General features: G+C 35.8%; 13 protein-coding genes. 8 read left to right on the forward strand and 5 right to left on the reverse strand.

What is annotated here, in order from left to right; translation table 11 throughout:
• Positions 1-47: 47 nt before the first annotated feature.
• The gene (locus tag ISP71_01255; GenBank protein MBL6662704.1) at positions 48-617 is read right to left on the reverse strand and encodes a hypothetical protein; all 570 of its coding nucleotides are present in this window, start codon (positions 615-617) and stop codon (positions 48-50) included.
• Positions 618-772: 155 nt separating this feature from the next.
• On the opposite strand from ISP71_01255, the gene ISP71_01260 reads away from it, so the two are divergent.
• The 8 genes from ISP71_01260 to ISP71_01295 all read left to right on the forward strand — a co-directional run bounded on the left by ISP71_01260 (position 773) and on the right by ISP71_01295 (position 10,955).
• The gene (locus ISP71_01260) at positions 773-2,200 is read left to right on the forward strand and encodes a PQQ-dependent sugar dehydrogenase (GenBank protein MBL6662705.1); all 1,428 of its coding nucleotides are present in this window, start codon (positions 773-775) and stop codon (positions 2,198-2,200) included.
• A gap of 2 nt (positions 2,201-2,202) precedes the next feature.
• A complete protein-coding gene (locus ISP71_01265; GenBank protein MBL6662706.1) occupies positions 2,203-3,324 on the forward strand; it encodes a T9SS type A sorting domain-containing protein in 1,122 nt (373 codons plus the stop codon).
• 4 nt (positions 3,325-3,328) lie between these two features.
• On the forward strand, positions 3,329-4,606 hold the full coding sequence (locus ISP71_01270; GenBank protein MBL6662707.1) for a replication-associated recombination protein A: 1,278 nt from the start codon (positions 3,329-3,331) through the stop codon (positions 4,604-4,606).
• Between the two features lie 55 nt (positions 4,607-4,661).
• The gene (locus tag ISP71_01275; protein ID MBL6662708.1) at positions 4,662-6,695 is read left to right on the forward strand and encodes a hypothetical protein; all 2,034 of its coding nucleotides are present in this window, start codon (positions 4,662-4,664) and stop codon (positions 6,693-6,695) included.
• Positions 6,695-7,864 carry a hypothetical protein gene (locus tag ISP71_01280; GenBank protein ID MBL6662709.1) on the forward strand — a complete coding sequence of 390 codons (1,170 nt, stop codon included), beginning with the start codon at positions 6,695-6,697 and terminating at the stop codon, positions 7,862-7,864. Before ISP71_01275 ends, ISP71_01280 begins: the two co-directional genes overlap by 1 nt.
• A gap of 8 nt (positions 7,865-7,872) precedes the next feature.
• The gene (gene kdsA / locus ISP71_01285; GenBank protein MBL6662710.1) at positions 7,873-8,664 is read left to right on the forward strand and encodes a 3-deoxy-8-phosphooctulonate synthase; all 792 of its coding nucleotides are present in this window, start codon (positions 7,873-7,875) and stop codon (positions 8,662-8,664) included.
• 119 nt (positions 8,665-8,783) lie between these two features.
• A complete protein-coding gene (locus ISP71_01290; GenBank protein MBL6662711.1) occupies positions 8,784-10,337 on the forward strand; it encodes a hypothetical protein in 1,554 nt (517 codons plus the stop codon).
• Positions 10,338-10,460: 123 nt separating this feature from the next.
• A complete protein-coding gene (locus ISP71_01295) occupies positions 10,461-10,955 on the forward strand; it encodes a GNAT family N-acetyltransferase (protein MBL6662712.1) in 495 nt (164 codons plus the stop codon).
• On the opposite strand, the gene ISP71_01300 is transcribed toward ISP71_01295, so the two are convergent.
• From ISP71_01300 to ffh, 4 genes are read right to left on the reverse strand one after another with little or no spacing between them, the layout of a single operon-like run.
• Positions 10,942-12,828: a PD40 domain-containing protein gene (locus ISP71_01300; protein MBL6662713.1), complete on the reverse strand. Its 1,887-nt coding sequence runs from the start codon at positions 12,826-12,828 to the stop codon at positions 10,942-10,944. The two genes, ISP71_01295 and ISP71_01300, sit on opposite strands and share 14 nt — an antisense overlap.
• Positions 12,829-12,844: 16 nt before the next feature.
• Complete coding sequence (locus tag ISP71_01305; GenBank protein MBL6662714.1) at positions 12,845-13,477, reverse strand: 7-carboxy-7-deazaguanine synthase QueE; 633 nt, start codon at positions 13,475-13,477, stop codon at positions 12,845-12,847.
• Positions 13,477-14,352, reverse strand: coding sequence for a bifunctional 5,10-methylene-tetrahydrofolate dehydrogenase/5,10-methylene-tetrahydrofolate cyclohydrolase (locus ISP71_01310; protein ID MBL6662715.1), 876 nt, complete (start codon positions 14,350-14,352; stop codon positions 13,477-13,479). The genes ISP71_01305 and ISP71_01310 overlap by 1 nt, the downstream gene beginning before the upstream one ends.
• 10 nt (positions 14,353-14,362) lie before the next feature.
• Entirely contained in the window at positions 14,363-15,706 is a 1,344-nt protein-coding gene (gene ffh, locus ISP71_01315) for a signal recognition particle protein (protein ID MBL6662716.1), read from the reverse strand.
• Positions 15,707-15,708 lie beyond the last annotated feature (2 nt).

A 15,708-nucleotide genomic window follows, 5' to 3' on the forward strand; every position in this document is an offset into this window, starting at 1 on the left:
AACTCGCCCGAAGGCGAGTTTAAATTTTCAAAAAAATGGGCTATTTGTTAGTATCCCTTGGATAGCTTTTCCATTTCCTTTTCAAAGGTTTCTTTAAACTTCTCATAGTTATAATCTGCCTTTATTTTTTCATCTTTAGAAAGTCTTTCATGATACTTTGAAGCTAATTTTTCAGCAGCTAGCTCCAATGCCATATAGCACTTGTACTTGCCATCAGATGTCTTAGTCATCTTCTCACAAATCGTAACAACACCGTTTAATGTTTCATCAACTACAGTTCTACTCATTTCATTGAAGGTTTCCGTTACTTCTTCCTTATTGTTAAACTCAGTAGAGTTCACATAATTATCTCCAACAATTTTCATCGTTGAACTAATAGTTTTAGCCAATTCAGCCTGGGCATTAGAACGTGCTTTCTTCTTTGCAGTCATTTGGTCTAGACTTTCCCCTAATGCATTACCTCTAAATGTATTTTTATCAGAAAAATACTCGTCTCCAGAACAATACTGCTCTATCAATACTTCGCCTTGGTCTTCTACGCTCAATCCTTGATTAGATTTGCAAGAATATATTGTTGCTACTGCAAACAATAATAAAATATAATTACTCAGTTTCATAAGTTATAAAAATTAGTTTGTGCTCAAATTTAAACTTTTTTATCAAACTTTTATTTTGTGAAACATCAATTTAAATTATACTGATGATAGATATTAAATCTATTTTTTAACGATATTTGTAACACTTTGACCATTATAATAACAAACTCATCATTATGAATAAGTACCTAATTCTATTAGTTGTTACATTACTAGTTAGCAACACCTTTGCTCAAGTTCAAGTTGGTAACACCACCCTTACTGAAAGAGAAGTTATCGGAGGACTCGATGTTCCTTGGGAAATAAAATGGGGGCCAGATGACCATATTTGGGTTACCGAACGTTCTGGTATCGTTAGTCGTGTAAACGTAGAAACTGGAGAACAATATATCCTATTAAACCTCGCCCCTCAGTTGTACGATCAATACGAATCAGGGCTATTAGGCATGGAAATACATCCTGATTTCAACAATGGTGCGCCCTATGTATTTATGGCATACACCTATTATTCTGCTGGTGGTGCTAGTGAAAAAATTGTGTACTATGAATACGATTTTGATAACGATGCCCTCATCAATGAAACCATAATGGTAGATGATATTGATGGTAACAGCACACACATTGGTTGCCGACTTCTAGCTATTGACAACACAACCTTATTAGTCACTACTGGTGATGCACAGGATTGGATGGCTTCCCAAGATGAAACTGCTTTAACGGGTAAAACTCTCCGTATAGATATTGATGCTAATGGTGGTAACTTCGGACAGCCTAAAGCCGATAATCCAAGTCCATATAGCTATGTGTGGTCTATTGGTCATAGAAATGCACAGGGTTTAGCTCTAGGACCAAACGGTATTATTTACAGCTCTGAACACGGTCCTAGTAATGACGATGAATTAAACATCTTAGAGGCTAATGGAAACTTTGGTTGGCCTAACGTTCAAGGCTTTTGCGACAACATTTCAGTAGATTATAGCTACGCTGAAGATTTGACAAGCAATTTTACTGAAAGTGATTACTGCCAAGAAAATAATGTAATAGAACCTTTGTGGAGTAGTGGTACTTCTACCATAGCACCATCGGATATAATATGGTACGACCACCCTTCTATACCTGAATTTCAGAATACTCTACTAATGACTGTATTGAAAGGCAAGAAATTGGTTCGTTTTGAATTTAACTCTTCTGGGGACGAAATTATTGGCGAAACAGACTTTTTCAATAATAAATGGGGGCGTTTGAGAGATATTTGCGTTAGCCCTGACGGTAAGATTTATCTTGCTACTAACGGTTTCAACTGGCCAAGTCAAGGTCCTAATGAAATTATTGAACTTTATAATGCTGAATATGATGCTACTAGTATTGAAGAAAATGAGCAAGAAAATGTAAAGTTCTATCCCAACCCTATTGCTAAAGATGGTGTGCTAAACTTCCAAAATTACGATTACCCTTTCCATTTGAATATTTCTAATTTACAAGGACAAATAGTTTACTCTAATAAAGCACAAGAAAGAAGTCTATTGATACAAGGTCTGTTAGAAAGTGGTATTTACTTCCTCAGAAGCAATAATGATAATAACACTAAACTAATCGTAAAATAAAGATGAAATACCTATTCACATTTACTTTACTTTTAGGTTTTTCAAGTCTTTTTGCTCAATCCTACAATAGCCCTGAAAGTGTCGATTATGATAGTTATGGACAACGTTATTTAGTATCTAACTCTAGTCAAGGTCAAATACTTTCATACGATGCCATTAACGATGAATTGGATGTTTTTGTTTCAGGTGTTGGCTCTGGTCCTCACGGACTAGAAGTAATAGGTGAAGAAGTGTTTGCTTGTAGCGGCAGTCGACTAAAAGCCTATAACCTAGTTACCGAAGAACAAACCGTAAACGTAAATCTAGGCGCATCTTTTGCAAATGGCATCACCCATAAAGGCAACGATGTATTCGTTACGGATTTTAGTGGTAAAGATATCTATCGCTACAATACAGTTAGTGGTAACTTCAATATGTATATAGAAGATCTTCCTAGAAAGCCCAATGGCATATTTTATGACGATATAGAAGACCGATTAATTGTGGTTTGTTGGGATAGTAATGCCCCCATTTATGAAATCAATATGTCGGATTCTAGCTATACTACAGTAGCAAATACCAATCTAGGAAATTGCGATGGTATTGCTATGGATAATAACGGAGATTTTTATGTATCTGCATGGAGCAATAATGCGATTAGTAAATTCAACAGCGACTTCAGTGGCGGTTCAACGGTAGTTGTTCCCAATATGAGCTACCCTGCTGATATATATTACAACAGAGCAACGGACACTTTAGCCATACCAAACTCGGGCAATAATACTGTTGTGTTTGTAGGCTTCGGTGCTCCTGTCACTTCCTACATGTGTGTGGATGAAGGTTGTGTTGAGCTGAGTAGTGCCGATGGCGACTATGCCACATTAGAAGATTGTGAGACCGTATGCCAAACGACAGATATTGAAGAAAAAGAATTGCCATCTAGCCTATTCTACCCTAACCCTATTATGAATGGTGAGACTATTACAATTAACCCAACAGAAAGTGTAGTCTTATACACTATGCAAGGGCATATAGTTTTTGAAAAGGAATTGAAGAATAATTTTTCTTTTGAACTACCATATCTCAAAAAAGGCTTTTATTTGCTTAAGACAAATGAAGAAATCGGAAAAATTCTAATTCAATAAAGCTATGCAGTCTCCCCCTTTAGCCGAACGATTACGCCCCAAATCTTTAGATGATTTTATAGGACAAGAACACCTTATTGGCGATAATGGTGTATTGCTAAAAACATTAAAAAATAATGTCATACCCTCTATCATTTTTTGGGGTCCTCCCGGTGTAGGCAAAACTACTCTAGCCAACATCATAGCCAATCAGTTAGATAGACCTTTTTACACCCTTAGTGCCATCAATTCAGGTGTGAAAGACGTTAGAGATGTCATTACTAAAGCCGCTTCATTGGGCTTATTTGGCAAGAATGTGCCCATACTATTTATCGATGAAATACATCGATTTAGCAAATCCCAACAAGACTCATTACTTAATGCCGTTGAAAAAGGAATCGTTACTCTCATAGGCGCTACTACTGAAAATCCATCTTTCGAAGTGATATCGGCTTTATTATCACGCTGTCAAGTGTATGTATTGGAAAGTTTAGATAAATCTCACCTCATTCAATTACTGGAACAAGCCATTACTAAAGACGAGATACTGAAAACAAAACGTATCAACATAAAAGAAACAGATGCCCTACTCCGTCTATCAGGTGGCGATGGCAGAAAATTACTTAATGTTTTTGAGCTAGTTATCAATACCCAAAACACCATAGATATTAGCATTACTAACGAATTGGTCATGGCATCGGCTCAAGAAAATGTGGCACTCTACGACAAAACAGGCGAACAACATTACGACATCATATCAGCCTTTATCAAGTCCATACGAGGAAGTGACCCTAATGCAGCAGTTTATTGGTTAGCTCGTATGCTTGAAGGTGGCGAGGACATCAAATTCATCGCAAGACGTATGATTATTTTAGCCTCAGAAGATATCGGTAATGCCAACCCCACAGCCTTAGTTATGGCTAACAATTGTTTTCAGTCCATAAATGTCATAGGAATGCCTGAAGCAAGAATTATACTATCGCAAACAGCTATTTACTTAGCCTCGTCAGCTAAAAGCAACGCCTCCTATATGGCTATTAATATGGCACAAGAAAGTGTACGAGAAAAAGGTGCTTTATCCGTTCCTCTAGAACTAAGAAATGCCCCTACTAAACTGATGAAAGACTTGAATTATGGCAAAGAATACGATTACGCTCATAATTACGAGAATAACTTTGTCAAACAAGAATATATGCCAGATGAAATTAAAGGACAAACTTTTTATGAACCTGGCAATAACGACAGAGAACGACAAATAAGAAAATTCCTAAAAGAGCGTTGGAATGGTAAGTACAATTATTAATTATCCCTAAAGACTAAAATTAAATGTACTAGATTTGTATAAATTTGCCATTAGAATGAAATACACCCCATACCTTTTACTTCTTTGTATCCTTTTTTCATGTCGCCACGATTTTGAAAAACCCACTTGGGATACTGATATTAGTGCGCCTATAGCTTATACTACTTTAAATCTTACGGATATTGTTAACGATAGCAGTATACAATTTGACACACTAGCTGATAACAGCTTAAAATTTATCTATCAAAAAGAAATTATCAACTATAATTTCGATAGTCTGATTCATTTAAAACCCATTAGCACGACTAAAAATGTTAAGCTAGAAAGCATCAATTTTTCAAATACAACAGTCACTCATTCCATAACTATGGGAAACTTAATTTCCTCAATAGATTTTGGCACGATTTTATTTCCTAATGGTGGCACAGCAGTTATCCCTGCCTATTCAGACTTGCTCAATGAAACCTTTCCTATTGATGCTAACGACTATTTTGAGGAAATGACCTTCACCGATGGATACCTAGATTTGACCATTGAAAATGGACTACCTACCGATTTGAGTAATGTCGTTATAGAACTTCGTAATGAGGGTGAAACCAACAACATTATTACGATGAATATTCCCTTACTGCCAAGTGGAGAAAGTGAGACAACCACAGAATCTTTAGCTGGTCAAACATTATTCGGCAATTTAGAGGCTGAGATAATTAGTGCCGATATTGTGGGAACAGCACCCAATCCTGTAACTATTGATTATAGCGATGCTCTAACGGCTAAAATCGTAATTCGTGATATCGAACTCCAAGAAGGAATTGCCGTTTTCCCAAGTCAAGAAATTTTTGATGAAGATACTGTCGTATCCTTTGATATTGGAGATGTAAAACTAAAAAGAGTATTGGTGGCAGAAGGTGGCGTAGAAGTTGTAGGCGTAAGCACCATACAAGATACCCTAAAGATAGAATATAAAATTCCTGGAACTACTTTAAATGGTCAGCCTTTTGAATTTTATTTCGAACTACCTCCTGCTCCTGAGGGGGGCTCAATTAGTGAAACCAAACTTTTCGACTTTTCTGGGTACGAAATAGATATGACAGGTAAATATGGAGATACTATCAATACCATATACACCGAATCAAGAGGCTGGATTGACTCATCAGGTGTTGTCACTCACATTTCACTAGAAGATAGCGTATTTAATACTATTACCATCAAGGAAATAATTCCTGAAAAAGCTTGGGGTTATATGGGTAAAGACACCATCAATGAAAGTCAAGAATTAGATTTTAGCGATTTTTCAGATTTCAGCGGACAGTTTGATTTAGAACATATCGAAGTGAAACTATTGACTCAAAACTCCATAGGTGCTAAGGCAGATGTGCGTATTAATACTTTTAAAAGTACAAGTGACCAAAATGAAATTGTGTTGAATAGCGATGTGCTATCCTCTGCTATCTCTATTGGTTCAGCCACAGAAAACCCCAACTCTATCCCAGAAGTATCTCCTAGCAATAGTACGGTAGTATTTAACGAAGTGAATTCTAACATAGACGAACTCATAGAAGATAAACCCCATACCTTAGGTGTCGATTTTGAGCTATTGCTCAATCCTGATGACAATCAAGAAGATGGTTTTTTATTCAAAAACTACGGTGTTAAATCAGAGCTGCAAATTGAAATACCCTTATCCTTTTCTGGCTCAAACATTGTCTTAAAAGATACAGTAGATGTTTCTTTTTCAATAGATAATATTGAACAGGCTTCCTTCACTCTACTAGCACAAAATAGCTACCCCATCGATGCCGAAATAAAAATGTATTTGCTAGACCAAAACAATATGGTATTAGAAAGTCTTCTTTCTGAACAAATCGTTCAAGCTAGTGAAGTCGATGCTAACGGCAAAACTAGTTCTAGTACCTCTAGTGAATTGACCTTCGCTTTCACTAATATCAGCGAAAGCTTATCGCTATGTAAAAAAATAGCTTTTGAAGTTACTCTCAATACACAACCCTCAAACCAATTCGTCACTATTTACAGTAACTATGCCATGGATCTAAAACTCGTTGCTAACTTTAATTATACCGTAGAATAATGCCAAAGTATTTTTCGATGTTCTTAGTGGCTCTTACTTTATCGGCCTATTCGCAAGAAAGCTCATTAGAGTTTAATACAGATATTGGTTTGTTTAACAGTAGCATCAACGCCCAATTACTGTCACAGTCCTATGGCTTTTTAGATGCTATGGAAAAGAACAACATCATAGACGCTTTAAAAGCAGAAAATAATATTGCCTTTGAAAGTAATAACACTTTTGTTTATCAAAATAAAAAAGGCTGGGGGCTGAGTTTATCTAACCATATAGGAGCATACGCCACCTACTCAAAATCATTAGTAGAATTGAGTCTGTTGGGAAACACTCCATTCAAGGGTGAAAACCTTAAACTAGACCCCTTTGATATTACTGCTTTTAACTACTCACAACTAGATTTTTCATATCAATGGAGTAGAAAAATACAAACGAGTGTAGGGCTACTTTTGGGACACCATTTTCTAGATGCTACTGTCAATGAAGCTCGTTTTTACACCCATCCTCAAGCTGCTTTCATTAACTATCAAGTGGATTATGAGGCTCACTACACGGATACAATAGATTTTTTACAAAAACCTTTTAGCAAGAACGGTTATGGTGCTGTTTTTGGAATGACATACAAAGACAGTATCAGTAAGGGACAAATCGAGTTATCGATTAGTGATTTAGGATTTATTAGGTGGAACGATAAGACTAGCAATATGCATATTGAAAGTCAGTATGAATTTGAAGGCATCAATGTTGATGACTTTCTCAGTTTTAGCGATAGCATCATCAGAAATGAACTAGATAGTCTACAATCGGATTTACAAAGTAATATAAAGGAAAGCTATACGTGGCAACTTCCTACTAGGTTTAGACTAAGTATAAATCAGCCTTTATACAATTCAATAATTCAAGGCTACTCCCTATCCATTGAACACCGAATGAACCTTTATAATATTCCAAAACTGACTTTAGAAGTTCATAAAAAAATGAAAAAACATCGTTTGGCATTAGGTTATCATATTGGTGGTATTGAGCATAATGGTTTTCAATTCAGCTACCTTTATGGTGGAGAAAAAACCCATTTCCACATTTACACCAAACAGTTTAATGCTGGTATTCCCACTTTAAGCTATGGTCTTCATATAGGTATTGGCATAAAAAGAGTATTTTCGAGCAGTAAATAAGCGATACCGTGATAAGTAAATTAAAATTTAAAGACTCCTTTTTTCTGATTGCTGGGCCCTGTGCTATTGAAAGCGAAGAAATGGCTTTTGATATTGCTAGACACGTCAAAGCAATTTGTGAAAAATTAGAAATTCCTTTTGTTTTTAAAGGTTCTTATCGAAAAGCTAATCGTTCACGTTTAGACTCTTTTACAGGTATTGGTGATGAAAAAGCACTTACTATTCTGAAGAATATTAGAAAAGAGCTAGATATTCCCGTAACTACAGATATACATTCTGTAGAGGAGGCAAAATTAGCTGCTAAACACGTGGATATTTTACAAATTCCAGCTTTCTTGTGCCGCCAAACTGACTTGATAGTAGCTGCTGCCAAAACGGGCAAAACCGTTAATATCAAGAAAGGTCAATTCTTGTCACCCCAAGCTATGCAATTTGCCGTACAAAAGGTAAAAGATAGCGACAACAATTGTGTGCTAATTACGGAAAGAGGCAGTCAGTTTGGTTATCATGAATTGGTAGTGGATTTTAAAGGGATACCTCTTATGCAAGAATACGCCCCTGTTGTAATGGACGTTACACATTCCCTACAACAGCCCAACCAAAGTAGCGGTGTTACAGGAGGTCAACCTCAACTAATAGAAACCATAGCTAAAGCAGCTATTGCTAGTGGTGTAGATGGTATTTTTATAGAAACTCACCCCAAACCCCAAGAGGCTAAATCTGATGGTGCGAATATGCTACCCCTAGACCAATTGGAAGACTTATTGTATAAGTTAGTGCGACTGAAAAAAGCCCTTTAATTTTTGTAAATTTGATTTAATAAAAATTTAAAGCCACTCTCCTTTTTTACATTTTCATTTATGATGCAATTGACTAATCAGAAAGACTGATGCTCAATTAGAATTGTATTATACTTAAAATGGAAAAAACGCTTACTCATAAAAGTCAAATCAAAAAAAGTATCAGTGAAACAGAATTTTTAAAACAATTTGTTTTTACTCCCTTTAAAATAGACGACTTAAAAAACTTCAATTCAAAAAAAATTGGAAATCATTATTTATCATTTCATGACAAACTAAACATTTGCGATTTTCAAAATGATAGTTTTGAATGTATTATAGTGGGAGATTTGTATGACTACCAATATACAGATTTTGATAATGAGCACATATTGGAAAATATTTGCCGTACCTATTTACACAAAGAAATATTTGATTTTGTTCAATTATTTGAAAAATACTGTGGAAGTTATCTTGTATTCTTCTATGATAAAGAATTAGACAATACCTTCGTTTTTACAGATGCAACAGGTACAAGAGAATGTTATTATCATACAACCGATAATAATCAACTCATAGCAGCATCTCAAGCTGTTACAATAAACTCTATTTGTTCACTTGAGATTGATGATAGTGAAGAAGCTAAAAGCTTTTTTAATTCTAAAGCCTTTCAAAAGCGAATGACCTTTGTTGCTGACACCACAAATTTTAAAGGAGTTAAACGACTAAAACCAAACTATCTATTAGACCTTAATAAAAAGTTATCAATTAGGTATTTTCCATATGAAAAGCTCCAAAGAAGTGATGTGGATTCAACTGCTAAGATAGCAGCAGAAATGATTAAAGGATATATTACCTCTGCAAGTAAAAGATATAAAATGGCTATTCCAGTAAGTGGTGGTTGGGAAAGTAGAGTTTTACTTGCTGCTAGTAAAGACATTAGCGATAAAACTTATTATTTTGTTTATAAGCATAGTAATTATTCTGATAATCATCCTGATATTAAATATCCAAAGATGCTATTAGAACAATTAGGATTAACATTACATATTTTTGAATGCTCAAAAAATATTTCTGAAGAACACCATAACAATCTTGGTAAAATTTTATCATTTCCTAGATTTTCAAATTTCAATTATTTATTTAGTGCAGTCAATCAGCATATACCTAACTATCTAATACTAAATGGCAATGTAAGTGAAATTTGTAGAATGCAATGGGATGAAATCAAAATTAAAGATGAGTATAGAATAGCTTTTCTAGAGAACTATCCATATCAACAATTTGCACTAAAGCATTATAAAAAATGGTTAGAGGACAACAATCCAACATTCGAGAAATATAATTATAGAGCTTCAGATATGCTATACTGGGAAGAAAATTCTGCGAATTGGGTGGGAAAAGCTAATAGTGAAACAAGAATTATTGCAGATGCATTACAACCTTTTAACTCAAAAAAACTCATTAAAACATTAATGTCTGTGGACAAGAAATATAGACAAAAACAACACCCTATTCTCTATAAAAAAATAATAGAAACCTTATGGGCTGAATGTCTCTCTGTTCCAATAAATCCAGGTTTCAAGAAGAAAACAATACGATTTATGCAAATTATCGGTATCTATGGGATTTATAGAGAACTGTATATAAATTTACAATTAAAACTAGCCAAAATAAAATCTAAAAGAAGCTAAATAAAATGGTGCTAATAGGCTACCCCTTGACCATTTGGAAGACTTATTGAAAAAGTTATTACGGCTGAAAAAAGCCCTTAAATTTTTGTAAACTAATTGACTGAGCCTCTTAACATAAATCAAATGAGTATTATTGATATAGAACTCCTACCCCTAAACAAAAACGATAGCAAACTCTTATACGCACTGTTTAATGATGAAAAAGTACTCCAATCATATCGGCGAGAATCTTTACTAAGTCAAAAGCAAAGTGATGATTTTTTACAAAAAATTACTAGCAGAGGATGTTGGACATGGAAAATACTTAATTACAAGGAAAAAAATAGTTTTTTAGGCATCTGTTCCTTGCACCACTACGACCAAGAAAACAAAACAATAGAAATTGGAGGTACTCTTTTTTCAATTTATTGGGGTAAAGGAATAATGGTAAGCGCATTTATTCAATTGATTGAAAAAGCTAGAAAAGAATTCAATATCAATAAAGTCATTGGCAAAACACATATCTCAAATAAAAAGGCAATACAAATGGTACATAAATTAGGCTTCACTATCTTACAAAAAGATGACGAAGAAGTAGTTTTAATTAAAGAAATAAACCAAAAAACTACTTCACCCTAAAGGCTGTTCTTCTGTTAGTGGCTCTACCCTCGTCTGTATCGTTAGTAGCGATGGGCTGACTTGCACCAAAGCCTTTGAAAGTCATTCTGCTGGCACTTATGCCATTTTCTACTAGAAAATCATAAACGGCTTTGGCTCTATTTTCTGAAAGTTTAAGGTTATGCGATTCTGCACCTACATTATCGGTGTGTCCTTCTATTTCTACCTCAAGACTCGCATTATTATTCATAAAATTAACCAAGGTATTGAGCTCTACCTCGGATTCATTTTTTAGGGTATAAGCATCGGTATCAAAGAAAATATTTTTCAATACAATCTTACTTCCTTTATTGAGTCGTTGCAATGGTATATCTAACTTCAGTGCTTGTAATGCACTTTGCTCATTTAAGACAAAATTTTCCGAATGAAACAAATAACCTTCTTTAGAAACATTTACAGCATAATTGGCATTGGCTGGTAAGCAAGTGAAAAATTCTCCTGTCTTGGTATATGTAAATGACGATATCATCACTTTGCCGGTAGCTAAGTCAATGATTTCAATACTTGATTTCATGGGTGTTTTGGTTTCGGCATCATAAACCTTAGTGTTGAGATAAGCCACTTGTTGAGATTGCATTTCTTGAGGTAGATGAAACCAGAAAATGTCTTCTTGACCATAACCCGATTTATCAGAAGCGAAGTATGCTGTTTTGCCGTCTGAAGCTACAATAAGACTATTTTCTACACCTAACGTATTGATAGGATAACCTAAGTTAATGGGGGTTTGCCAACTAGCTGCAGGATAATCTCTACGACTTAAAAATAAATCAAAATCGCCTAAACCGGGGTGTCCATTAGAGGCAAAATACAAGCTTTGATTATCGGTATGTATAAAGGGTGACATTTCATCGTAAGGAGTGTTTATGGTCGAACCTAAATTAACTGGCTCAGAAAATGTTCCATTTTCAGAAAGTATACTTTTCCATATATCCATATCGCCATAGCCTCCTGGTCTGTTGCTCACAAAATAAAGCTCTCTACCATCCGGTGATATAGTAGGTTGTGATTCCCAGTATTTGGTGTTAATAGTAGGTCCTATATTTCTAGCCTCGGACCATTGTCCATTTCTCTTTATACTGATATATATATCGCAACGACCTAGTCCATCATCACGGTCACAAGCTGTAAAAAACAAAAGTTTTCCATTAGGTGCTAAACACTGAGCTCCTTCATTACCCATTGTATTGACCGATGCCCCCATATTTTGAGCTTTTGTCCACTTACCGTTTTGGTATTCACTCTGATAAAAATCTTCTGAAACGACATTGTCTTGATGTGGACCTCTTCTAGTGATAACGAATAACTTGCCATCGGCAGAAACACTAGGTAAATACTCTTCCCATTCACTGTTAATGCCATCCCCCATATTTTTAAAATCGAAAGGCTTTGGGTTAGCTATAGCGTCGATAGAAAATTCGCAGTTTTTGAGTTCTTTTCTGGCAGACTCTATTTTTTTTGATTTTTGATATTTAAAGCTTAAAAAATGATTGAACGCTCGTTGAGCTTCTACATAGTTCGGTATTTGCATGTATAGCATACCTACTTTCCAATAACCCCAAGCGTTATCGGGATTATTATCTGAAATGCCTTTTAAGTAATTATCAATTGCCGATTCTATATTACCACCTTCTTCCTCGAGCTGACCCAATAGCAAATAGGAAGGTAAATAATTGGCATCTTGTCGTATAGCCGACTGAACCAATTCTTTGGCTTTTTTATCGTTACTCTCTTGATAAAACTCTACAGCTTTAGCATAGGCTTTTTTGGCTTTTGGGGTATTCTGAGACACTAGCACAAAAGGGGTAAATAATAGAAGAATAAGGAGGTTTTTCATTTCAAGAAGGTATAGATTAGGGTATGTTCATGTACTTATGCGATTGTAAAGATATGTTCCATTTGGGGTTATTCATCACGTAATCTACTATTTCTGGCATCATTTCTTTGGCTTTGCTCCATTCTGGCTGCAAGTACAATTTACAATCTGAAGTACATTGACTAGCAAATTGTTCAGCCCATTTGAAGTCATTCCTATTGTGTATTATTACTTTTAACTCGTTGGCTTGAGGAATTATTGCCTCTTTTGGCGGATTATTTTTCTTAGGCGATAAACATATCCAATCAAAATCGCCACTTAATGGATAAGCTCCTGAAGTTTCTATGTGAACACTCATGCCCTTGTTGTGAAGACTATCGGTAAGTGGTTGCATATTCCACATTAAGGGCTCACCGCCAGTCACAACAACCGTTTTGGAAGGATAAGCTAGAACTTGGTCAATCATCTTATGAATGTCTGTAGGTGGATGCAAATCGGCATTCCAACTTTCTTTGACATCACACCAATGACAACCTACATCGCAACCGCCAATTCTTAGAAAAAAAGCTGATTTCCCTGAATGATAGCCCTCTCCTTGGATGGTATAAAAGGCTTCCATAAGAGGTAACATAAGCCCCTCGGCAACTAATTTTTCTTGAGTCTTATTCATTAATTGAATCCTTTAACGGCGTAAAGTGTATTTTTTAAGAGCATAGCAATAGTCATTGGTCCTACTCCACCCGGTACTGGTGTTATAAACTCGCATTTTGAGGCTACCTCATCGTAGTTGACATCTCCTTTTAACTTCCACCCACTTTTAGTTTTATCCGATTTTACTCGACTAATACCAACATCAATTACACACGCTCCGTCCTTTACCATATCGGCAGTTATGAATTCGGCACGCCCTAGCGCAACAATAAGAATATCAGCCGACAGGCATAATTCTTTAAGGTTGGTGGTTCTACTGTGTGTTAAAGTCACCGTACAATTACCAGGGTAGCTATTTCTTGCCATAAGAATACTCATCGGTGAGCCAACGATATGACTACGCCCTACAACAACACAATGCTTACCCTCTGTATCTATATTGTATCGCTTTATCAATTCGACTATACCAGCAGGTGTAGCAGGAAGAAATGTGGGTAAATTTAGAGCCATTTTCCCTATGTTTTGAGGATGAAAACCATCGACATCTTTGGAGGGCAATATAGTTTCAGTAATGGTCATTTCATTAATGTGCGAAGGTAAAGGCAGTTGAACAATTAAACCATCGATGTTGGCATCGTTATTTATTTTATGGACTTCTGCAACCAATTCATCTTCTGTAATGCTTTCATCAAAACGCAATAAAGTGGAATCAAAACCAACTCTTTCACAGGCTTTTACTTTAGCACCCACATAAGTTTCACTAGCTCCATTGTTGCCAACCAAGATAGCTGCTAAATGTGGTTTCTTCTTGCCCTCATCTACTAAAACCTGAACTTCTTGAGCAATCTCTTGCTGAATATCTAAAGAAGTTTGTTTTCCGTCTAATACTTGCATAAAATTTGTCTTACATACCTGGCATACCGCCTCTATTTTTCATCATTTGCATCATCTGCTTAGCACCACCGCCTTGCATCATCTTCATCATCTTACCCATTTGTCCAAACTGCTTTATCAACTGGTTGACTTCTTGTATGGAAGTACCACTACCATTAGCAATTCGTTTTCTTCGGCTACCATTCAAAATTTTAGGGTTGCTTCTTTCCTCAAGAGTCATGGACTTTATCATTGCTTCTATACCTTTAAAGGCGTCATCGTCGATATCTACTCCTTTTAGAGCTTTACCCATTCCTGGTATCATACCCATCAAGTCTTTCATGTTTCCCATCTTCTTGATTTGCTGAATTTGCTTTAAAAAATCGTCAAAGCCAAATTGGTTCTTGGCAATTTTCTTTTGCATCTTACGGGCTTCTTCTTCATCGAATTGCTGTTGAGCTCTTTCAACTAAAGAAATAACATCACCCATACCCAAAATACGACTAGCCATTCTATCTGGGTGAAATACGTCTAAACCGTCCATCTTTTCACTCGTACCGATAAACTTAATTGGCTTATCGACAACTGAACGAATCGTCAAAGCAGCACCACCACGAGTGTCACCATCTAACTTTGTCAAGACGACACCGTCAAAATTTAACTTTTCATTAAATGCTTTGGCCGTATTGACAGCATCTTGTCCAGTCATTGAGTCCACAACAAATAATATCTCATTGGGATTAATGGATGACTTGACAGCAGCTATCTCATTCATCATTTGTTCATCTATGGCCAAACGACCTGCTGTATCCACAATAACCACATTATGACTAGTTGTTTTAGCATGTTTTATAGCGTTTTGAGCAATCTCAACAGGGTTTTTATTCTCTAATTCCTTATAAACTTCTACGCCTACTTGCTCTCCCAATACACCTAGTTGGTCAATGGCTGCTGGTCTGTAAACATCACAGGCTACCAACAAAGGCTTTTTGTTAAGCTTAGTTTTTAGGTGAAGGGCTAACTTTCCCGTAAAGGTAGTTTTACCAGAACCTTGCAATCCCGCTATCAATATTACGGTGGGATTACCATCTAGGTTAATTTCAGACTTGGAACTACCCATCAATTCAGCGAGTTCATCACGCATAATCTTGGTAAGCAATTGACCAGGCTCTACAGCAGTAAGGACTTGCTGACCTAAAGCTTTTTCTTTAACAGTTGCTGTAAAATGCTTAGCGGTTTTAAAATCCACATCGGCAGCTAACAATGCCTTACGGATTTCTTTCATAGTCTTAGCGACGTTAATTTCCGAAATGCTACCTTGTCCTTTGAGAACTTTAAAGGCTTTTTCTAATTTTTCTGATAAATTTTCAAACATAT

This window comes from Flavobacteriales bacterium (assembly GCA_016779995.1).
Classification (GTDB): Bacteria; Bacteroidota; Bacteroidia; order Flavobacteriales; family UBA7312; genus UBA8444.